This window comes from Desulfovibrio sp. X2 (assembly GCF_000422205.1).
Taxonomy (GTDB): Bacteria; Desulfobacterota; Desulfovibrionia; order Desulfovibrionales; family Desulfovibrionaceae; genus Alkalidesulfovibrio.
In genome coordinates this window covers 15865-35011 of the sequence record NZ_ATHV01000055.1, presented here as the reverse complement: position 1 = coordinate 35011, position 19147 = coordinate 15865, and the positions used below count along the sequence as shown (strand labels likewise).

The window sequence follows — 19147 nt, the reverse complement described above, 5'->3', positions numbered from 1 at the left end:
ACCGCTGTAAAGAAAAAAATGGCCGCGACATGCGAAAGTATAAGCTTCTGCCGCAACACTGCATGCCGCAGGCTGTTTTGACATGCCGCCCTTGTGACGAAGTTTCGAGGCCGCTTTCCGGCCGAGGCGAAAGAGAGGCGTTCAGTCTTCGCCGGAGGGGGTGCGGCGCAGCGTCTTGTTCCTGCCGCGAAGCTTCTTCGCGGCCACGCGGCGGGCCTTGGCGGCCTTGCCCGGCCTGGTCGGACGGCGTGCGCGGCGCTCCGCGAGCGCGGTGGCAAGGAGCGCGGCCAGGCGTTCGAGCGCGGCCTCGCGGTTGGTGAACTGGCTGCGCGTGTCCCGGGCCACGACGCGAAGCCGTCCCCTGCCGTCCAGGCGCGAGGCCAGACGCTCCATGATGCGCGCACGCTGCTCCTCGGAGAGCGAGGGCGAGGCGGCCACGTCGAAGACCGCGGCCACGGCCGTGCTCGTGGTGTTGACGTGCTGCCCGCCCGGGCCACCGGCACGGGCGAAGGAAAGCTCGATCTCGTCCAGGGGTATGGACAGGCCCGGACGGACGTTGAGGCTCATGCGTTTTCCTCCCTCGCTTCGGCGCCTGCTCCGGCTTCCGCCTCGGCGCCCGTTTCGGTTCCTGTTTCGGTTCCTGTTTCGATCCCGGGCTCTTCCCTGGCCCGGGCCGCGGACTCGCGGATGGTCCGCGCCAGGATGCGGCGGCTGATGAAGAAGGCCGCCACGGCCGAGAACCAGACGATGGCAAAGATGCTCCACCAAAGCCCCGTGAGCCCCATGCCGATGACCCGCGTGGCCAGGTAGAAGACCGGGACGGGCGCCGCGATCTGCCGGAAGAGTCCCATCCAGACGGCGAACACGGGCCGCTTGGCCCCCTGCAGAGCCGAGATGTGCACGTAGAGCAGCACGTAGCCGTAGAGCGCGAAGCCCTCGATGCGCAGATACCCCGCGCCCGCGGCCACCACGGCGGGATCGTCCGTGAACAGGCGCATCAGCGGCGCGGCGCCCAGGACCACGAAGGCCGTGCCCAGGCACATGATGTAGAAGCCGCCGCGCAGCGTGGTGCCCAGCGTCTCGAGGACGCGCTCGAAGCGGCGCGCGCCCATGTTCTGGGCGGTCATGGCCAGGGTGGCCACGCTCAGCGCGATGGAGGGCAGGAGCACGATCTGCTCGATGCGCGTGGCGATGCCGTAGGAGGCCACGGCCGCCTCGCCGTAGCCCGAGATGAACCAGATGATGATGTAGATGCCGAGTCCGACGCAGAGATAGTCCAGGCTCGCGGGCAGCCCCTGGCCCGCGATGGCGCGGATGGTCGCGAACCTGGGCAGGAAGTCGCGCGCGCGAAGCCCGTCCATGAGCCCGGAGCGCGCGAGCCGCGCCGAGAGATAGACGCAGCCCATGGCCTGCACGGCCACCGTGGCCCAGGCGATGCCCGGCACGCCGAAGCCGGGCAGGCCCACTCCCCGCACCGTGAAACCGTGGATGAAGAGCGGGTCCAGCCCCACGTTGAGCAGGCTGCCCATGATCAGGAAGTTGCGGATGGAGCGTGTGTCGCCCTGGGACTGCAGCCCGGCGTTCAGCTGGTAGATGCCGATGAACAGGCAGCTGCACCAGAAGATGGGCACCATGTAGTCCAGGCAGGCCTGGAGATAGGCCCCGTGCGCTCCGAGCGAGACGAAGAGCGGACGCGCCGCGGCGAGGCTCACGCCCGTGAGCAGGCCGGAGACCAGGACCCCGAAGACGATGCCCTGGGCCGCGAAGCCCGAGGCCTCCTCGCGGTTCCCGGCGCCCAGCGCGTTGCCGATGAGGGCCGTGGCCCCGGTGGCCATGCCGCTGCCCAGCGCGAGGATCAGGAAGAAGGCCGGAAAGGAGAGCGAGAGCGCGGCCAGGGCCGTGGTCGAGATGCGGCCCGCGTACCAGGTGTCCACCACGTTGAACATGGTGTGGAAGAGGTAGCCCACGCCCGCGGGCACGGCGATGCGCCGCACGAGCGGCCCCACCGCGCCCCTGGTCAGGTCCAGCCCGCAGGGAACGCCGGACGCCGCGCGGCCCGCGGAATCGCCGAGATCGCGGGAGCCTTCGCCGCTCCCGTGTGCCGCGCCCTTGCGCTCCGTTCCTGCCGCATCCCTCATCGCCTGTCTCCGCGTCCCTTTTCGGGCATGCCTTCGCCCACGGCTCCGTGCATTGACCCCGTCCGCAATCGTATATAAGCCCGAGGCACGAAAGTGAACGAGGAACCCTCCGACTCCATGCACTCCCGGCCCCTGCCCTCAGAGATCCTGCGCGACGTCTTCGGCCACGCCGCCTTCCGCGGCTGCCAGGAGGCCGTGATAGGGCGCGTCGTCTCCGGCGGCGACGCCCTGGTGGTCATGCCCACGGGCGGCGGCAAGTCCGTCTGCTACCAGGTGCCCGCCCTGGCCATGCCCGGCACCGCCGTGGTCGTCTCGCCGCTGGTGGCGCTGATGCAGGACCAGGTGGCCGGGCTGCTGCAGGCGGGCGTGCGCGCCGCGTCCATCAACTCGGCGCTCGACGCGGCCGAGCGCGGCCGGGCCGAGCGGGCCCTTCGCGCGGGCGAGCTCGACATCGTCTACGTGGCCCCGGAGCGGCTGCTGCAGCCGTCGTTCCTGGAGGGCCTTACGCGCCTGCGGATCTGCCTCTTCGCCATCGACGAGGCGCACTGCGTCTCGCAGTGGGGCCACGACTTCCGGCCGGAATACCGCCAGCTCGCGGTGCTGGCCGAGCGTTTCCCGGACGTGCCCCGCCTGGCCCTGACCGCCACCGCGGCCGCGCAGACGCGCGAGGACATCGTGCGCCAGCTGCGGCTGCGCGATCCCGAGATCTTCGTCACCGGCTTCGACAGGCCCAACATCCGCTACCGCGTCGTCCCCAAGGACCACGCCGAGCGCCAGCTCCTGGACTTCATCCGGACCGAGCACGCGGGCGACGCCGGAATCGTCTACCGCATGACCCGGCGCGACGTCGAGCGCACGGCCGCCTTCCTGAGCGAGCGCGGCATGGAGGCGCTGCCCTACCACGCCGGACTGCCCGACGAGGAGCGGCGGCAGAACATGGAGCGCTTCATGCGCGAGGACGGCCTGGTCATGGTCGCCACCGTGGCCTTCGGCATGGGCGTGGACAAGCCGGACGTGCGCTTCGTGGTGCACCTCGAGCCGCCGAAAAGCCTCGAGGCCTACCACCAGGAGACGGGACGCGCCGGACGCGACGGCCTGCCCGCCGACGCCTTCATGACCTACGGCCTGGGCGACGTGATCAAGCTGCGCAGCGTGCTCGGCGTGGGCACGGGCGTGGAAGAGCACAAGCGCATCGAGCTCGACAAGCTGCAGGCCCTGCTCGGCTTCTGCGAGACCGCGGGCTGCCGCAGACAGGCCCTGCTCGGCCACTTCGGCGAGCGCCTCGCCGAGCCCTGCGGCAACTGCGACACCTGCCTCGAGCCGGTGGAGACGTTCGAGGGCAGCGTCATCGCGCAGAAGGCCCTGTCCTGCGTCTTCCGCACGGACCAGCGCTTCGGCACGGCGCACCTCGCGGCCGTGCTCACGGGCAGGCGCACCGCGGCCATCGAACGGCTCGGCCACGACGCGGTCAGCACCTTCGGCATCGGCACGGAGCTCGACGATTCCGGCTGGCGCTCGGTCTTCCGCCAGCTCGTGGCCCAGGGGCTGGCCGACGTGGACCTGGCCATGCATGGCGCGGTGCGGCTGAACGCGGCCTCCTGGGAGGTGCTGCGCGGCACGCGCGCCGTGGCGCTGCGACGCGACCCGGAGCGCGTGAAGAGGAAGGGCCCGCGCGGCGGGCGCGGCCGCAAGGCCGCCTGGCTGGACAGCCTGCTCGACACGCCGGAGCGCGCCGCCCTCTTCGAGCGGCTGCGCGGCTGGCGCACGGCCCAGGCCAAGGAGCAGGACGTGCCGCCCTACGTCATCTGCCTGGACCGCACGCTTCTCGAGATCGCCGTGCGCCAGCCCGACGGCCTGGCCGAGCTGGCCGCCACCTCGGGCCTCGGCAGCAAGCGCGTGGAGCGCTACGGCGACGAGCTTCTGGAGATTCTGCGCGCCTTCTACGAGGAGCACGGCCGCACGCCGGGCAGGCTTGCCGACGAGACAGGCGGGCCGGGGAGCGGCGCAGCCGGGCGCGAGCCGCGCCCGGCGCGCAGGCGCAAACGGCGCGGCGCGGACGGCCCCTCGCCCACGGTGCTCGAGAGCCTGCGCCTGGTGCGCGAGACGGGGTCCATGGAGGAGACCGCGCAGCTTCGCGGCCTCGGCCTCGTCTCGGTGCAGCGCCATCTCGTGGAGGCGGTGCGCCTGGGGCTCTGCGAGCTTTCCGAGGTCGCCCCGCTTCCGGCCGACGCCCCCGAGCGCATCCTGTCCGCGGCGCGTGAGGTCTTCCTGCGCGAGGGGAGGCGGCTTCGCCCCCTGTCCGAGGCGCTGGGCGGCGAGTTCGACTACTGGATCATCGAGGCCGTGCTTGCGGCCGAGGAAAGAGACGGAGAAGGCGCCGAAGGCCTTGCGGGCCGGGAGAACGGCGGCCCCGTTGACGACGGGGACGCGGACCTGTAAGCGAGGCGGCCGACAGGCAAGCGCCAACAATTGCGGACAAACAGTCCCTGGAGGATTTTCGATGAAGCTCTGCCCCTGTTCTTCCGGCAAGCCGTTTGACGAATGCTGCGGCCCCATCCTGGCCGGCACGCCCGCGCCCACGGCCGAGGCCCTGATGCGTTCGCGCTACACCGCCTATGCCGAGGGCGACGTGGACTACCTGCGCGAGAGCCTGCACCCGGACAAGCGCAGGCGCTTCGACCCCAAGGCGGCCGAGCGCTGGTCCGCCTCCTGCGAATGGACCGGGCTCGAGATCGTCGAGGTCGTGGGCGGCGGCGAGGGCGACGAGCGCGGCGAGGTGGAGTTCGTGGCCCGCTTCAGCCACCAGGGCGCGCCCCAGGAGATGCCCGAGCGCGGACTCTTCGTACGCGAGGACGGCAAGTGGTACTACGTGCAGGGCCTGCCGCGCACGGCCGGGCAGGCGCCGCGCGCCCCCAAGGTCGGCCGCAACGAGCCCTGCCCCTGCGGCTCCGGGCAGAAGTACAAGAAGTGCTGCGGCCGCTAGCGCGGCTGCGGATCGTGCGGAGGACGCGGTCTTTCGGAAAAGGTCCGGCCGGGAAAGGTCCGGCGAAGGCGGGCTAGGCGCGGTCCGAGCCGCTGGCCGGGGGCGTTCCGCCCGCTCCGGGCTCTCCGGCCTCCGGGTTCTCGCCCCGGGCGACCATGAGCGCCTCGCGCGCCAGCTTCTTGTCGATGGCCCCGAGCTCCAGGCAAGCGCCCACGATGTCGATCTCCTTGCGCTGCGCCAGCTTCTTGGCCTTGAGGTAGAGCGACAGGGTGATGTGGCGGTTGTCCAGGAGCCATTCGCCGGGGTCGCTCGGCTGGCCGTAGCGGTTGTTGGCCACGAGCCGGGCGAAGCTGCTCTCCTGCTCCCGCAGGTCGTTCAGGGCCTTGGAGACCTTGTCGAGTTCGCGGCGCTTGCGGCGCAGGGTCACGTTCAGCACCGCGTCGCGGCGCTTGACCTCGCGCATGGCATTGGCGTGCCACTTGGCCATGGACCTGGCCACGAAGACGGCGGCCAGGAGCGCGGCGGCGAGAAGGACCAGCCAGAGCATCCCGTCGTCCTCAGATGCCCGCGGCCTTGCGCAGGCCTTCCAGACGTTCGCTCACGACCTTGATCTCGTCGCGCTTGACCTTGATCTCCGCGTCCAGGGTCTCGATGCGCCGACGGACCTTCTCTTCCTTGACCTCGAGTTCGGCCTGCCGCGCGCTGACAGTGCTGTTGTACTGCGAAAAACGGCCGTAGAGGTACATGAACAGCAGCAGCACGGTGACGACGAAGAAGAGAAAATAGGTGAGCGTTCCCATGAACGGCGGGCCTCCCGGTCCTTCGGCCGTCCGTACGTGGTTCCGTTCGCCTTGTAAAGCCGCGCCGCACAGGTTGACGCCCCCCCTATGCCCCGCTATCACCCACGCATCCGGTACGCATCCGGTGCGCATCCGGCGCGCATCCGAAGCACCCTGCGGAACCCTATGGAGACGCCCATGCGACACGCCTCCCTGCCCGTCACCCTGGCCCTTCTGCCCCTTTTCGCGGCCGCGCTCTGCCTCGGCCTTCCCCACGGCGCCCTCGCGGCCAAGGCCAAGCCCGCGCCCAAGGCCGCCGCGGCTGTCGAGCCGTCCTTCGCCGTGGTCAACCTGACCGGGGAGACCGTGCGCGTGGAGAGCAAGACCGGCACCCTGACCTTCCTCGAGGTCGCGCCGCGCACCATCGACGCCTTCACCTGCCCGGCGGCCCAGAAGCTCTGCTTCGACAAGTCCGACGGCACGGCCAAGGTCAAGGTGGTGCGTCTCGATCCCAGGACGCCGGACGAGTGGTCCGGCACCACCTGCCGCAAGATCTACCTCTCCCCGGGCGAGACCCTGGCCGTGGACTACGACCTGGACCGCACGCACATCGTCTGCCGCCAGGCCGTGGCCGCCGACTTCGCCCGTCCCTTCTCGACCCTCGACCTGGACAAGGACGGCACCGTCTCGGCCTCCGAGGCCGCCTCGAACCGCATCCCGCCCGAGACCTTCAAGGCCATGGACACGAACCACGACGGCGTCCTGGACCAGCAGGAATACGAAAGCGCCTTCGACAAGATCAACATCCTGAAGGGCATCCCCTTCTAGCCGAGAGAACAGGAGCGCACGTTGAGCAAGATCACGGCCCAGGCGCTGAAGCCCGCGCCCGAATTCGACATCATGTACTACATGAGCCTCTGCGGCGAGACGCGCATCGAGCAGTCCCGCCTGGAGATGCTCGAGCCGCTGTGGGCGAAATGGCTCCCCCACCTCAAGGCCTACCGCCTGGCGGCGCCCGGCGACACCCGCGCCAGCGGACACCTCATCGCCTTCCTCGAGGCCCCGGTCGAGGAGGAGATCGAGGAGCTCTGGCAGACCTCGCCCTCGGACGGGATGGCCGCCCACAACCTGGCCATCTCCCTGGTCATGCAGACCACGGCCTCGCTCATCCCCAAGGTGGCCGAGGGCGGCTGCGCGCCCTTGACCCGGCCGACCAAGGACCTGCGGCGCGCCTTCGAGCGCCTCGGCCTGGAGTGGAACGAGGAGGGCACGGTCAACCGGCAATACGCCGTGTTCACGCCCATGCCTTACGCCGGAGGCTGCCGCGTCTGCTTCCTGCGCTCCTCCTGCCCCAAGAGCACGGCGAGGGACGAATGAGCGCGAATCCCCTGCACGAAAAGATCCGCGCGAAGCTCCTTGCCCGCGTCTGCGAGAGCGAGGAGCGCCGGGTCGAGGCCGTGCGCGAGTACCTGGCGGTCTCCTGTCCCGGCGTGCAGGAGACGGCCGCCGCCAACCTCGCGGACCTCGTGCCGCCGCTCCTGCCCGAACTCTACGCCAAGTGGATCGGCATGTTCGCCGACCGCCTGCTGGAGACGGTTCCCGCCGCCCAGGTGGAGGAGTTGTGCAGCGGCACGCGCGAGAACGACGCGGCCCTGCTCCTCGTCTTCCTCATGTACCTCGAGTCCGCGACCATGGAGCGCCAGATGGCCGAGGACCTGAAGGCCTACGGCCTGGCCCACTCCTCGGACGAGGACGGCGGCATGATCGTGGCCAACTACATCCGCGCCCGCATGGCCGAGTTCCGCAAGGCCGAAACCCTGCACTAACGACAGTCTGCGCTTCCCGGTCCCGGGCGCAGTGCGCCCGGTCCGGGGCGTCTTCCCGATCTTCCCCGCGTCTTGGGCCCGCGTCTTGGGCCCACGACCGCCGGGCCCGCCTGCCTCACCTCCCCCGGATCCGATATCCTGCCGACCGCCGAGCGGGCCTGCTGTCCGACATCTTCGGCCCATCGGCTCCGGAATCGGAGCAGCTGAACAGCGTCCACTCCTGCCGAGCGTTTTTTGCCGCTCCAATATCATCCCGGCATATCAGGAACTAAATAAGTCAATTGCAATCTCGATCATTTGCCAATATCATTCTTCCCCCACACCCTGCGCAGCAAGGAACAACGATGTCGCAAGTCCAACCGACCGACGGGAATCCGGCCCCCGAGCAGGGACAGACCGCTGAGCCCATCTTCGTCGCGCGGCAGCCGATCTTCACCACCGACAGGCGAATCTGGGGCTACGAGCTCTTCTTCAGGCACAGCGGGGCTGCTGCCACCGCCCTGATCGCGGACCAGGACGTGGCGACCGCCCGGGTCATCGCCGACGGATACGCGCTTGCCCAGGCGCAGTCGACGGCCGGGAAGTTCATGCTCATCAACTTTCCGCAGAATCTGATCCTCTCGGGAGCGGCCTTCGCCCTGCCACGGCAGCAGTGCATCCCCGAAATCCTCGAACACGTGGAACCGACCGAAGATATCCTCGCGGCCTGCAGGCGGCTCAAGGACTCGGGTTACACGCTGGCCCTGGACGACTACGTGGGGCAGGACGGCTACGAGGAGCTGATGCGGCTCGTGGACATCGTCAAAGTCGACGTCCTCGGCATGACCTCCGCCGCGTTGCAGGCCCTGGCCGCCGGGCTCAAGCGCTTCGATGCGCGGCTTCTGGCCGAGAAGATCGAGACGAAGGAGATGTTCGAGGACTGCGTGAAAGCAGGATTCGATCTTTTCCAGGGCTTCTATTTCAGCAGGCCCGAGGTCGTCACCGGCACCAAGGTCTCCTCGGCGCAGCAGGTGAAGGCCCAGCTCCTCTCCATGCTCGGCAAGGATTTCGAGGTGCGCGAACTCTCGGACGCCATCTCCTGCGACGTCTCGTTGACCTACCGCCTCCTCAAGTACATCAATGCGGCAGGCTTCGGGCTGCGCCAGCAGGTGAAGTCCGTGGGCCAGGCCATCACCCTGCTCGGGCAGAATCCCGTGCGCCAGTGGCTGACCGTCGTGCTCGTGGCCGACCTGAACCCGAGCCCGGCGGCGCAGGAGATCACCTTCCTCTCCGTGCTCAGGGGGCGTTTCCTCGAGCAGCTCGCAGGCCTCATGCGCCCTGCACCGGCCCTGTCCCAGGGCTCCATGTTCCTGCTCGGGCTGCTCTCGCGGCTCGACGTGCTCATGAACCTGCCCATGCTCGAGATCATGGCGCAGATCCCCCTGGAGCCGGGCATTCGCGGCGCCTTCCTCGGCGAGGCGACCCAGGAGCGCGAATGGCTCGACTGCCTCCTGGCCCTCGAGGAGGGACGCTTCGACGACGCCCAGGCGATCCTCCAGGCGCGCTCCATCGACATGGAGACGGCGGCCATGGAGCGCCTCTCGGCCACGGAGTGGACCCGGAACATCCTCGGGCTCGGCGGCTGAAAGCCCGCGGGCCCCGCCTCTCCGCCCAATACGCATCATCTGGGCACGGTGCGCGAAGCGCCGTGCCGCAACGGCGTTCGTCCGAAAGTCGTCCGCCGGATGGTCCTCTGCTCGAAAGTCATCCGGGGGAGGCCGGTAGGCCTCCCCCGGTGAGGAGGGCGGAGGAGGGACCGTCCCTCCAGCCGCTGGACGCCGGTCAGGATGCGGGGATCAGAAGGTGGCGGCCAGCGTGCGGGCCTTTTCGAGCGCCGACGCATGGTTGGCCTGGGCCACCTCCGGCCCCGCGAGCGTGCCTTCCACCGCGGTGGTGCGCACGTCGGTGATGCCCATGAAGCCGAGAATGAACTCGAGATAGCGGGCCTGGAAATTGAGGTTGTCGGCAGGAGAATCGGGCGGATAGACGCCGCCGCGCGCATAGCTGACGTAGCAGCGCTTGCCTTTGAGGAGCCCTTCGTAGCTCCCGTCGGGCTTGGACAGGAAGGTCAGCGTCGGCTGGCAGATGATGTCGATGAACTGCTTGAGCCTGTAGGGGATCATGAAGTTCCACATGGGCACGGCCAGGACGTACTTCCCGAAAGAGGCGAAGTCCTCGATGATGCCGGTGACCGTGGTCCAGGCCTTCTCTTCCTCCTCGGAATACGGTCGGCCGTGCATGAGGTTGTACTTGCCCTGAAGGGTCGCGCCGTCGAAGGGCGGCAGCTCGATGCGAAAGAGGTCGCGGACGACCACCTCGTCGGAGGGGTGGGCGGCCTTGTAGGCCTCGACGAAGGCGTCGGCCACGGCCACGGAGTGGGAACGGGCGCGGGGAGAAGCCTTGAGGTAGAGAACGCGGGACATGGTGACCTCCATGGACGGAATGCGGAAATTATCCCCACCCTACTCCATCCTCGCGCAGGACGCCAGTCTCGTCTGCGATTTCCTCCCTGGGTGACCCGAGGTCAGGCAGGCCTGTCTCCCACATCCTGGCGCATCCCGTATCCTGGCGCATCCCGCGTCCGGACGAAGGCCATGTTCTCGACGGCCGCGCCCGCGGCTGTTCCTGCCTGGGACCGGCGCGAACCGAGGCGCGCCATGTCTCCACCCCGCCCTGCCCCCAGGGTGCGGGGAAGCGGCGCGACCGGCAACGACGCGCAGGCGCTAGTGCAGCGCGTCGATGTGCAGGAAGGCCCCGCAGGACGGGCAGACGTGCACCTTGCGTCCGGCCTGGATGGTCACCGACCAGAAGACCGGACGGCACGTGCCTTCCTGAATCCTGTACTGCACCCAGATGTCCCTGCCGCATTCGCACGTCCTGCGCTGCATGACCGTGTCCTCCCGTTCACTTTCAGTATCGCCATGTTCATCAATATTAACAACAGGGGTCGAAAAAAAGGGCTGCTGCCCAAGCTGAGCGTTCATGTCCTTCTCTCCTTCCGCCCCGGCCCGGAGGATCCGGATGGTCTGGGCGGTTCCGGCGCCGTCGTCGCGAGGCCGGAACATCCGGCCCGTTGCGGCGCCTTGCGGTGTCTCCCGGCCGCACGGCGCGGCCGGGGAAATTCGCCGCCTGCCGAGTCCGTCCCGAAGTCTCCCCCGGAACCGGCCCGGCAGGCCTTGCCTAGCGGTACTCCCGGCCTATCCAGACGACCTTGCCGATGATGCGGGCCTGGGAGATCTCCTCCCCCTGGAGCACCACCGGAGCGTAGTCCCGGTTGTCGCTGACCAGCACCAGGGCGCCGGGGCGCTTCTCCAGGCGCTTGACCATGACCGTGTCCTCGAGCCCCACGGCGTAGATGCCGCCGGCCAGGACGTCCTTCTGCGACTGGTCGATAAGGGCCGTGTCGCCCTCCTTGATCTCCGGCTCCATGGAGTTGCCGAAGATGTCCATGAGCACCATGTGCACGGCGCTGCCCTTGCGGGCCAGCCACTCGCGGCGAAACGCGTAGTAGTCCTCGATCTCGGCGCCGGTCTCGAAGGAGCCGCCCCCGGCGCACAGCCTGGCGCGGACCTTGGGCACCTCGGCGAAATCCTCGCTGCGGCAGCCGCCGCGGGGGTCGCCCCGCCCGCTCTCGAGCCACTCGGCGTCCAGGCCGAAGGCCCGGCCGATCCTGTCGGCCCAGCTGCGCGGCACGACCCCGCGCCGCTTGGCCTGGGTCACGGCGGAACGGTTGACCCCGAGCAGGGAGGCGAGCTCGAGCTGCGAGGCGACGCCCGCCGCTTCCTGCACTCGCCTGAAAAACTCCTCGAACGTATTCTGGGTCACATGTTCCTCCGCTCTCGTGTTGCCGCGACCTTTGCACGCCTGTTTATCTTTGTCAACATTACCCGAGCGAAAAAATCATGTTTTCCCGTATGCGCCGTGCTAGCATGTTTCCAGCAATGAGGTGCACGAACATGACACACGCCGATTGCGATACGCCCAGCCAGGCCCAGCACGGAAGCCAGGCCCCGGAAACGGAGACGGCCCGCGAACGACGCATCGAGCGCCTGAACGTCCTCCTCCTGGCCTCGTCCTTCCTGCTCACGGCGCGGCGCAGCGAATACGCCTCCATCTTCCGCGGCCTGACCGCTTCGGCGATCCTGCTCGCGATCTACGTGGCCACGGGCTACGACTTCGCGCTGACCGGACGCTTCGCCCTCGGCGGCGCCCTCGCCGGCGCCTGCTGGATGAGCGTGCAGGCCGTGATCAAGCGCCGACAGATCGAGAACGCCCGCCAGGAACTCGAACAGCGCGCCCAGGAGATGCGCGATCTCGGCGTGCACCTGCCTCCCCTGGGCGCCCCCCTGCCCCAGAACGATCCCGAATGAACCGCGGGGCGTAAGTCCCGCCCCTCTTCCCGTTCCGCCGTCGTGCGCCCGAGGAGACCATCCGGTGCGCGGAATGCGCGAGATGGGACGAATCCGTCCTCCGCGCCTTGCCCCTCGCACTGAAAGGTTATACAGTCCCATTTTCAGCAGGAAATGCAGATGACGACACCCCGCGACGACTTCCCCCGGCCCGATACCTGGCTCACCATGCACGTCTCCTACGGCGAGACCGACTGCGCGGGTGTGGTCTATTACGGCGAGTATCTGCACTGGTTCGAGAAGGCCCGCGGCCTCCTCATCCGAGACCACGGCATGAGCTATTCCGAGGTCGAGCAGCGGGGCGTGCTCCTGCCCGTCAGACGCGCCGAGGTGCGCTACGTCCGCCCCGCGCGCTACGACGAAGAGGTCGCGGTACGTTGCGGCATCTCGGCCTGGGGCCGCGCCAGCATGACCTTCGCCTACCAGGTCTGGGGACCGCCCGAGCGCTCCGTGCTGCTCGCCACCGGCGAGACCGAGCACGCCGCGGTGGGGCCGGACTGGAAGCCCCTGCGCATCCCCGACTGGCTGCGCAGCCTCTTCTCCGCCTGATCCTTTCCCTTTCACCCCCTTCATCCGATTGATCGCCATGCGCATCGATATCCACACGCACGCCTTTCATCCCAAGGTCGCCCACAAGGTCGTCGAACAGCTCGAGGGCCATTACGGCATCAGCCCCGTGGGCACCGGCACCATGGACGACCTGCTGGCCAGGGTGCGCCGCGCGAAGTTCGACAAGGTCGTCGTCTTCAGCGCCGCCACCGACCCCTCCCAGGTCATCCCGGCCAACAGCTGGGCCATCGAGCTGCAGAAGGAGCACCCGGAGGTCGTGGCCTTCGGGACCATGCATCCGGGCTTCGTGGACATGGACAAGGAGTTCGCGCGGCTCGAGCGCGGCGGCATCCGGGGGCTCAAGTTCCACCCGGACTTCCAGGGATTCTTCCTCGACGATCCGCGCTTCCTGCGGGTCATGGAGGCGGCCAGGGGACGCTTCGCGGTCATCTTCCACGTGGGGGACAAGCTGCCGCCGGAGCAGAACCCCTCCTGCCCCTTCAAGATGGCCCGCCTCCTAGACCGCTTCCCCGAGACCACGATGATCGCCGCGCACATGGGCGGGTTCATGCACTGGAAGTGGGCCCTGGACCAGCTCGTGGGCCGCGACGTCTATTTCGACACCTCCTCGACCCTGGACTTCATCCCGGACGACCTCCTCTTCGAGATCTTCGAGCGCCACCCGCGCGAGCGCATCCTCTTCGGGTCGGACTACCCCCTCTTCGATCCCGGCGAGGAGGCGAAGAAGCTCAAGGCGCGCCTGCGCCTCTCCGACGACGAGCTCGAAGAGATCCTGGGCGCCGGGGCGAGGCTCCTGGGCCTGGAGTAGCCGCCCTTCCCTCCGCCTCACTCCCGCGAGAAGCGGTCGTCCGAGCGGGCGTTTTCGACCTGCCTGGCCCCGCGCTCGCCGATCCAGCCGGTGCGCACCTCGCCCTCGGGCGTGTCGAAGGCGGGCACGTAGGGCTTCACGTCGAGCACGGGCGTGCCGTCGAGGATGTCCACGTCCACGAGATGCAGCACGTTGCCCTCCACCTTCTCCAGGCGCAGCACCGAGATGCCTATGGGATTGGGCCTCTTGGGCGCGCGCGTGGCGAACAGGCCGCGCGGCTCGCCGTCCAGGAAGGGCGTCACGCTGAGGGAGAAGCCCTCGCTCCTGTGGAAATGGTAGAGCACGATCACGTGGGAGAAGCCCGCAAGGTCCGCGAGGCCTGCCGCGAACTCGGGCAGGATCTCGATGCGCCCGGCCACGCCGCGCGCTCCGGCGGGCTGGATGGGCGAGCCCTCGGGGTTTTGGTGCGGCGAGCGGACATGGCCGATGGGACGATAGGCGAACTGCATGGCGACCTCCGCCCCCGTTCTGGTCCCTGAAGGGAGCGAGGTCAAGCGCTGAGGGCCGCGGCCCCGGCGCGCCTTGCCTCCCGGCCGCCGCGACGGTAGGAAAAATCATGACCTCCCCCGACCTTCCCGTTCTCGTGGTCCCGGCTGCCGGATACGGCACGCGCATGGCCGCCCTCACGGGCGGCGGCGCCAAGGAGCTGCTTGTGCTCGGCCATCCCCCCGGCCTCTCGGTTCCCTGCCTGCTGGTGCCCTTCCTGGAGGCGCTGGCCGCGGGCATCCGCGAGGCCGCGGTCATCCTGCGGCCGGGCAAGGAGGAGCTGCGCGACGTCCTGAGCGACGAGCGGGCCGTGGCGGCGCGCTTCCCCGAGGCGGCCGAGGCCTTCGCCCGCGTGCGGGAGGGGATTGCGCTGCACTTCTTCACCCAGGCGGCCCGGCGCGGCGAGGCCGACGCCATCCATTGCGCCGCCCCCCTGCTGCGCGGCCGCGCGCTGGCCGTGCACTACCCGGACAACGTCCCCGTGCCCGGCCGCTTCTCGGCTCCCCAGGCCGAAAGCGTCTTCGCGCCGCTCCTGGCCCTGGCCGGGGATTCGGGCGTGCCGGACTGCATGGCCCTCATGGAGGTCACGCCGCAGAACATGGCCGGGCTCTCGGACTCGGGCCGCGTGGACCTCGAAGAACACGCCCTGAAGAAGGGCGAGGTCTTCCGCATCCTCGACTTCCTGCCAAAGGGACCCGGCCCCTTCACGCCGCGCTTCGCGGGCGAGCTGCGCACCTGCGGCATCTACCTCGCGGGCCGGGCCTACCTGGAATACTGCGCCGCGTGCCTGCGCCTCGCGCCCGAGGGCGAGGTCACGGACGGCATGGTCCGCCGCCTGATGCTCGATGACGGGATCGTCTTTTGCGGGGCGCGCGTGCCGGGAACGGTGCACGACGTGGGCAATCCGAAAGGCTACGCCGCCTGCCGCACGGCGCTTGCGGCCGCGCGCGGGGCGTGAGGGGACGAAAGGCGGGACGGGCGGCCGCGCACGGCCGGACCGAAGGCCCGGCCGGACCGGCCCCTCAGCTCAGGAGGCGGAGCACGTCTATCTTGTAGGTGCGCGGGTCCAGGCACTCCACGATCTCGAGCCGCTCGTGCAGCTCCGAGGTCGGCGTGACGGACAGGTCCACGACCTCGGCGCGGCGGGGCCTGAGCTTGGCGTCCAGCACGACCTTGACCGAGGGCTTGAGCGGAAAGTCGGAGTTGACCTCGCTGACCACGGCGTAGTGCCCGTTGCTCAGGCGCACGAAGCTGCCCACAGGAAAAATGCCGAGCGCCTTGATGAAGTGCTCGATGCAGCGATCCTCGAAATCCTTGTTGCGCCGGGAATACATCAGGCGGAAGGCCTCGGCCGCGGGCTTGGCCTTGGCCTGGGGCCTGTCCGAGGTCATGGCGTCGAAGACGTCGCTGATGGAGAGGATGCGCGAGTAGAGGTGCATCTCGCCGCCGAGCAGGCCGCGGGGATAGCCCGTGCCGTCGAAGCGCTCGTGGTGCTCGAGCACGGCGCGCAGGACCTCGGGCGCCACGCCCGGGTGGCCCTGCAGCAGGCGGAAGCTCTCCACGGCGTGGCTGTGCACGACCTTGCGCTCCCACAGCGTCAGCTCGCCGGGCTTGTTGACGATGTTCTCGGGCAGCCTGGCCTTGCCCGCGTCGTGGCAGAGCCCGGCCATGCCGAGTTGGAGCACGGCCGCCTCGTCGAGGCCGAGATGGCGGCCGTAGACCATGGCCAGCACGCAGACGTTGACCGAGTGCCTCAGGAGGTATTCGTCGCGTCCGCGCAGCTTGGCCAGACAGACGGCGGCGGACTCGTTGCGCGCGATGCTCTGCGCAACCTCGCCCACCACGTCCTCGGCGGCGGCCACGTCGCCGAGGTTGCCGTCGCGGCGCACGGCGACCATCATCTGACGAGCCTGCTTCAACGCCTGCGTGTAGACCTTGGCGGCCACGGGAATCTCGTCGGCGAAGGCGACCCTGGGCGCGACGGCGACGAAGGTGCTCGGCTTGCCCGCCTCGGCCTCCACCACCACGCAGGCCCCCTTCTCCGGATTGATGAAGACTTCCGTGGCGCCGCTGACGCGCAGCGACTCGATCTGCTCCACGGAGGTGATCTCCTGGTTGGGAAAGGAGAAGGGCTCGCGGAACGTGCCGGAGCCGTATTTCTCGACGAACATCCCGATCTCGAGATCGTCGATGTGGATCTTCTTGAGCATTGTCGTTACCGCCTGACAAAAAAATTCGCAGCAGTTTCGCCTCTATAGCGAGGCGAGGCTGCCGAGGCAAGAAGAATGCGCTCCTCTGCCCATCCCAAGTTATTCCGAATCGATACGCTACCAGCGAAGCCTTTTCTGTCGAAAAATCCGCATTCTCAGCGCGGGGCGGCGTAGACCCATTTGCCAGGAGGCGTCTTGCCTTCGAAGAAGGCCTGTACCTTCCCGCGTTCCCCCGCCATGACCTTCAGGTCCGAGAGGGTGTGCGCCACGTCCCTGCCTCCGTAGAGGGAGATCGCGCGCTCCACGAACTCCGCCAGGACGAAGGAGGCCAGTATCTCCGCCCCCTGGGGCCGCCCGGGCCAGGTGACCGCGAGGAGCAGGCTGTGCGCCCTGTCGCTTGCGCGGGTGATCATGTTGCCCGTGCGCGTCAGGGTGGTGAGCGCGGTCTCGGGAAAGACGCCGCTCCACTTGGCCAGGCTCGTGCTGAACAGGGGCTCCACGGCCAGCCAGTAGTTCTGGTCGATCTTCAGGGCCACGGACGTTCCCGGCTCGTTCAGGATGCCGGGGAACTTCTCGTACTGCGCGGCCAGTCCCTTCTGGAGCCTGTCCAGGGTCTCGGCGTAATCGGTCAGGGGCATATGGCCTCCTTTGCAGGCAAACCTATCCGATCAGGACGAGGGAATGCAAGCATCACGCCGAAATGGCTCGAAATCGCAAACGAAAAGACGCCCCGCCGTCCCCAAAGGGCCGACGGGGCGTCTTGCCATGCTGATCGTCCGCGGCGAAGCGCGCCTATCTCCACCATCCGTGGAGAGGTGTCACGCCTCAGTCGCGCATCCAGACGTAGGACCAGGTCTCGGTCAGGATGTCGTCGCCGCGCTTGAGGAAGACCCGCATCTCGATGGGCCTCGGGTCGCCCTCGGGCGGCGCGACCTCGAAGTAGACGCGCCAGCCGTGGTCGTAGGGGTTCGGAATGGCCACGGGCTTGATGATCCTGCCCGCCGAGACCCAGATGTCGGGCTTCACCGGCGCCTTGGTCGGCAGGTCGCCGAGGATGCCGCCGGAGAAGTCGATGCCGAACATGTGCGAGCCGGGCACCGCGTCCGGGCAGGGATCGGAGCCGCACATGCCGCCGCGCATCTGGAAGGTGTTGATCGCCCGCCCGGCCGGGGGCACGCCGGGGATCTGGTCGTGGGCGAAGGTCACGGAATAGTCGTAGTGCAGGATGTCGCCCTTGCGCGCCGGGGTGTCCGAGACCCAGTAGGAGACGATGTTGTCGTAGCGCTCGGCGTCCGTGGGGATCTGCACGAGTTCGACGTGGCCCCGGCCCCAGCCGCCGCCCGGCTCCACCCAGGCGCTCGGCCGGATGTGGTAGAGCGCCTCCAGGTCCTGGTAGTGGGAGAAGTCGTGGTCGCGCTGCATGAGCCCGAAGCCGCGCGGGTTGTTGTCCGAGAAGGCGTTGCCCAGGATGCGCTTGGGGTTGATGAGCGGGCGGAAGATCCACTCGCCCGCGCCGGTGTGCATGAGCAGGCCGTCGGAGTCGTGGACCTCGGGGCGGAAGTCGTCCACGTAGCGCGGGTCCTTGGGGAAGCGGCCGGTGTTCTCGCCGTACCAGTACATGCTGGTCAGCGGGGCCACGCCGAGCTTGTGGATGTCCTTGCGCACGAAGACCTCGCTCTGCACGTCCACCTGCGGCCGAAGCCCCGGGATGAGCACGAAGCGGTACGCGCCGGTCACGCTCTGGCTGTCCATGAGCGCGTAGATGACGAGCTTCTTCGCGTCCGAGGCGGGCTTCTCCACCCAGAACTCGCGGAAGACCGGGAACTCCTCGCCCTGCGGCTCCACGGTGTCGATGGCCAGGCCGCGCGCGGAGACGCCGTACTCCTGGTCCTCGCCCTTGACGCGGAAGTAGCTGGCGCCCAGGAAGACCATGCATTCCTTGTATCGGCCGCCCTCCTCGTAGGCGTGGTAGATGACGAATCCGGCGTAGCCCATGTCCTTGGGCAGCCTGCCGCCCGGGTACTGGCTCTTGCGGTAGTCGAAATGGTCCTCGGAGAAGGGGATCTCCTCGTACTTCCCGTTCTGCACGACATTGATCGCGACCTTGCGCGGGAAGAGGTAGCCGCGGTGGAAGAAGCCGAGCGCGAAGGGCAGCCGCTCGTTGCGCCACAGCAGGTTGTCCAGGTTGGACTTGATCTCGTAGTAGGCCGGGTACTTCATGTTCTTGAAGAAGTCCGGCAGGGGCGAGCTGTCCGGGGTATAGGGCTTCGTCGCCAGGGCCTTGGCCTGCGCCTTGACCATGTCGAAGGAGAAGGCATGGCCCGAGGCGTGGGCCCTGGTCGTCGCGGACAGGACGCAGACGGCCGTGAGCACGGCCGCGGCCGCGAGGGCCAGGCCGCGGCGCGAAAGAGTATGCGCGGACATAGTCACTCCTTTGTTCCCGGCGCGGGGCCGGACGGATAGCGCGGCCTCCTAGCCTGTTCCCCGTTCCTTGGCAATGGGCCGGGAAAGCGGCCACACATATGCATCGCCAGAATATGCCCGAGGCCGGACGCAGCCGCAAGGCCCGGCCTCCCGGCTCCCGACGGCGCCGGACACGGCCCACTTGCCATTTCCACATATTGCACTTACTTTCCCGTTCTTCCGCAGGGAGGCCCTTCCCCGGGCAGCCCGCCCCCGTCGGCCGACCGTCTCGCCGGAACATCCCTTCAGGACATCCCGCAAGACCGTCGCTCCAGACCGCCGCGCAAGACCGCCCGGGGAGCCGGGAACGACCGCGCGATCCTCCGCGTCCCCCTGCGAGAACCCGGGCCCGGCCCGCGAAGACGCGCCGCGGCGC

General features: G+C 68.7%; 21 protein-coding genes. 10 read left to right on the top strand and 11 right to left on the bottom strand.

The genetic code is table 11. From position 1 onward, the window contains the following. Positions 1 to 141 precede the first annotated feature (141 nt). Positions 142 to 567: an alternative ribosome rescue aminoacyl-tRNA hydrolase ArfB gene (gene arfB / locus DSX2_RS13305; protein WP_020881469.1), complete on the bottom strand. Its 426-nt coding sequence runs from the start codon at positions 565 to 567 to the stop codon at positions 142 to 144. Then, a complete protein-coding gene (locus tag DSX2_RS13300; RefSeq protein ID WP_020881468.1) occupies positions 564 to 2138 on the bottom strand; it encodes an MATE family efflux transporter in 1575 nt (524 codons plus the stop codon). Before DSX2_RS13300 ends, arfB begins: the two co-directional genes overlap by 4 nt. A 93-nt stretch (positions 2139 to 2231) precedes the next feature. Between DSX2_RS13300 and recQ the strand changes: the two genes are divergently transcribed. Together recQ and DSX2_RS13290 are read left to right on the top strand one after the other, a co-directional pair. Beyond that, a complete protein-coding gene (gene recQ / locus DSX2_RS13295; RefSeq protein ID WP_020881467.1) occupies positions 2232 to 4577 on the top strand; it encodes a DNA helicase RecQ in 2346 nt (781 codons plus the stop codon). Between the two features lie 61 nt (positions 4578 to 4638). Beyond that, the gene (locus tag DSX2_RS13290; RefSeq protein WP_020881466.1) at positions 4639 to 5121 is read left to right on the top strand and encodes a YchJ family protein; all 483 of its coding nucleotides are present in this window, start codon (positions 4639 to 4641) and stop codon (positions 5119 to 5121) included. Between the two features lie 73 nt (positions 5122 to 5194). Here the strand turns inward: DSX2_RS13290 and DSX2_RS13285 are convergent, their stop codons facing one another. Both DSX2_RS13285 and DSX2_RS13280 read right to left on the bottom strand, forming a co-directional pair. After that, positions 5195 to 5668, bottom strand: a complete 474-nt coding sequence (locus tag DSX2_RS13285; protein ID WP_020881465.1) for a hypothetical protein — start codon at positions 5666 to 5668, stop codon at positions 5195 to 5197. Positions 5669 to 5678: 10 nt separating this feature from the next. Beyond that, positions 5679 to 5921, bottom strand: a complete 243-nt coding sequence (locus DSX2_RS13280) for a hypothetical protein (protein WP_020881464.1) — start codon at positions 5919 to 5921, stop codon at positions 5679 to 5681. A 177-nt stretch (positions 5922 to 6098) separates the two neighbouring features. Here DSX2_RS13280 and DSX2_RS13275 point away from each other — a divergent pair, with 177 nt between their 5' ends. The 4 genes from DSX2_RS13275 to DSX2_RS13260 all read left to right on the top strand — a co-directional run bounded on the left by DSX2_RS13275 (position 6099) and on the right by DSX2_RS13260 (position 9351). Continuing rightward, positions 6099 to 6728: an EF-Hand domain protein gene (locus tag DSX2_RS13275; RefSeq protein ID WP_020881463.1), complete on the top strand. Its 630-nt coding sequence runs from the start codon at positions 6099 to 6101 to the stop codon at positions 6726 to 6728. Between the two features lie 21 nt (positions 6729 to 6749). Further along, positions 6750 to 7277 carry a hypothetical protein gene (locus DSX2_RS13270; protein WP_020881462.1) on the top strand — a complete coding sequence of 176 codons (528 nt, stop codon included), beginning with the start codon at positions 6750 to 6752 and terminating at the stop codon, positions 7275 to 7277. Next, a complete protein-coding gene (locus tag DSX2_RS13265; RefSeq protein ID WP_020881461.1) occupies positions 7274 to 7726 on the top strand; it encodes a hypothetical protein in 453 nt (150 codons plus the stop codon). Before DSX2_RS13270 ends, DSX2_RS13265 begins: the two co-directional genes overlap by 4 nt. A 344-nt stretch (positions 7727 to 8070) precedes the next feature. After that, positions 8071 to 9351 (top strand): EAL and HDOD domain-containing protein, encoded by a 1281-nt coding sequence (locus DSX2_RS13260; protein ID WP_020881460.1) that lies wholly within the window; start codon positions 8071 to 8073, stop codon positions 9349 to 9351. A gap of 210 nt (positions 9352 to 9561) precedes the next feature. Here DSX2_RS13260 and DSX2_RS13255 read toward each other — a convergent pair whose 3' ends face one another. From DSX2_RS13255 to DSX2_RS13245, 3 genes are all read right to left on the bottom strand, one after another. Further along, complete coding sequence (locus DSX2_RS13255) at positions 9562 to 10188, bottom strand: FMN-dependent NADH-azoreductase (RefSeq protein ID WP_020881459.1); 627 nt, start codon at positions 10186 to 10188, stop codon at positions 9562 to 9564. A 300-nt stretch (positions 10189 to 10488) separates the two neighbouring features. Further along, entirely contained in the window at positions 10489 to 10653 is a 165-nt protein-coding gene (locus tag DSX2_RS18615; protein WP_020881458.1) for a hypothetical protein, read from the bottom strand. A gap of 292 nt (positions 10654 to 10945) precedes the next feature. Then, positions 10946 to 11590, bottom strand: a complete 645-nt coding sequence (locus DSX2_RS13245; RefSeq protein WP_020881457.1) for a S24 family peptidase — start codon at positions 11588 to 11590, stop codon at positions 10946 to 10948. Between the two features lie 131 nt (positions 11591 to 11721). Between DSX2_RS13245 and DSX2_RS13240 the strand changes: the two genes are divergently transcribed. From DSX2_RS13240 to DSX2_RS13230, 3 genes are all read left to right on the top strand, one after another. Further along, the gene (locus DSX2_RS13240) at positions 11722 to 12135 is read left to right on the top strand and encodes a hypothetical protein (RefSeq protein WP_020881456.1); all 414 of its coding nucleotides are present in this window, start codon (positions 11722 to 11724) and stop codon (positions 12133 to 12135) included. A 159-nt stretch (positions 12136 to 12294) separates the two neighbouring features. Next, positions 12295 to 12723, top strand: a complete 429-nt coding sequence (locus tag DSX2_RS13235; RefSeq protein ID WP_020881455.1) for a thioesterase family protein — start codon at positions 12295 to 12297, stop codon at positions 12721 to 12723. Positions 12724 to 12760: 37 nt separating this feature from the next. Beyond that, entirely contained in the window at positions 12761 to 13552 is a 792-nt protein-coding gene (locus DSX2_RS13230) for an amidohydrolase family protein (protein WP_020881454.1), read from the top strand. 17 nt (positions 13553 to 13569) lie between these two features. Here the strand turns inward: DSX2_RS13230 and tsaA are convergent, their stop codons facing one another. Next, positions 13570 to 14061, bottom strand: a complete 492-nt coding sequence (gene tsaA, locus DSX2_RS13225; protein ID WP_020881453.1) for a tRNA (N6-threonylcarbamoyladenosine(37)-N6)-methyltransferase TrmO — start codon at positions 14059 to 14061, stop codon at positions 13570 to 13572. A 107-nt stretch (positions 14062 to 14168) separates the two neighbouring features. On the opposite strand from tsaA, the gene DSX2_RS13220 reads away from it, so the two are divergent. Next, on the top strand, positions 14169 to 15056 hold the full coding sequence (locus DSX2_RS13220) for a hypothetical protein (RefSeq protein ID WP_020881452.1): 888 nt from the start codon (positions 14169 to 14171) through the stop codon (positions 15054 to 15056). 64 nt (positions 15057 to 15120) lie between these two features. Here the strand turns inward: DSX2_RS13220 and DSX2_RS13215 are convergent, their stop codons facing one another. From DSX2_RS13215 to DSX2_RS13205, 3 genes are all read right to left on the bottom strand, one after another. After that, entirely contained in the window at positions 15121 to 16308 is a 1188-nt protein-coding gene (locus DSX2_RS13215) for an HD-GYP domain-containing protein (RefSeq protein WP_020881451.1), read from the bottom strand. Between the two features lie 155 nt (positions 16309 to 16463). Further along, a complete protein-coding gene (locus DSX2_RS13210) occupies positions 16464 to 16946 on the bottom strand; it encodes a hypothetical protein (protein ID WP_020881450.1) in 483 nt (160 codons plus the stop codon). Positions 16947 to 17133: 187 nt separating this feature from the next. Continuing rightward, the gene (locus tag DSX2_RS13205; RefSeq protein WP_020881449.1) at positions 17134 to 18732 is read right to left on the bottom strand and encodes a glucan biosynthesis protein; all 1599 of its coding nucleotides are present in this window, start codon (positions 18730 to 18732) and stop codon (positions 17134 to 17136) included. Positions 18733 to 19147 lie beyond the last annotated feature (415 nt).

Coding starts and splice junctions, on each gene's coding strand:
- arfB (WP_020881469.1), bottom strand. CDS start 567: ATGAGCCTCAACGTCCGTCCGGGCCTGTCCATACCCCTGGACGAGATC.
- DSX2_RS13300 (WP_020881468.1), bottom strand. CDS start 2,138: ATGAGGGATGCGGCAGGAACGGAGCGCAAGGGCGCGGCACACGGGAGC.
- DSX2_RS13290 (WP_020881466.1), top strand. CDS start 4,639: ATGAAGCTCTGCCCCTGTTCTTCCGGCAAGCCGTTTGACGAATGCTGC.
- DSX2_RS13285 (WP_020881465.1), bottom strand. CDS start 5,668: ATGCTCTGGCTGGTCCTTCTCGCCGCCGCGCTCCTGGCCGCCGTCTTC.
- DSX2_RS13280 (WP_020881464.1), bottom strand. CDS start 5,921: ATGGGAACGCTCACCTATTTTCTCTTCTTCGTCGTCACCGTGCTGCTG.
- DSX2_RS13275 (WP_020881463.1), top strand. CDS start 6,099: ATGCGACACGCCTCCCTGCCCGTCACCCTGGCCCTTCTGCCCCTTTTC.
- DSX2_RS13265 (WP_020881461.1), top strand. CDS start 7,274: ATGAGCGCGAATCCCCTGCACGAAAAGATCCGCGCGAAGCTCCTTGCC.
- DSX2_RS13260 (WP_020881460.1), top strand. CDS start 8,071: ATGTCGCAAGTCCAACCGACCGACGGGAATCCGGCCCCCGAGCAGGGA.
- DSX2_RS13255 (WP_020881459.1), bottom strand. CDS start 10,188: ATGTCCCGCGTTCTCTACCTCAAGGCTTCTCCCCGCGCCCGTTCCCAC.
- DSX2_RS18615 (WP_020881458.1), bottom strand. CDS start 10,653: ATGCAGCGCAGGACGTGCGAATGCGGCAGGGACATCTGGGTGCAGTAC.
- DSX2_RS13240 (WP_020881456.1), top strand. CDS start 11,722: ATGACACACGCCGATTGCGATACGCCCAGCCAGGCCCAGCACGGAAGC.
- DSX2_RS13235 (WP_020881455.1), top strand. CDS start 12,295: ATGACGACACCCCGCGACGACTTCCCCCGGCCCGATACCTGGCTCACC.
- DSX2_RS13230 (WP_020881454.1), top strand. CDS start 12,761: ATGCGCATCGATATCCACACGCACGCCTTTCATCCCAAGGTCGCCCAC.
- tsaA (WP_020881453.1), bottom strand. CDS start 14,061: ATGCAGTTCGCCTATCGTCCCATCGGCCATGTCCGCTCGCCGCACCAA.
- DSX2_RS13220 (WP_020881452.1), top strand. CDS start 14,169: ATGACCTCCCCCGACCTTCCCGTTCTCGTGGTCCCGGCTGCCGGATAC.
- DSX2_RS13215 (WP_020881451.1), bottom strand. CDS start 16,308: ATGCTCAAGAAGATCCACATCGACGATCTCGAGATCGGGATGTTCGTC.
- DSX2_RS13210 (WP_020881450.1), bottom strand. CDS start 16,946: ATGCCCCTGACCGATTACGCCGAGACCCTGGACAGGCTCCAGAAGGGA.
- DSX2_RS13205 (WP_020881449.1), bottom strand. CDS start 18,732: ATGTCCGCGCATACTCTTTCGCGCCGCGGCCTGGCCCTCGCGGCCGCG.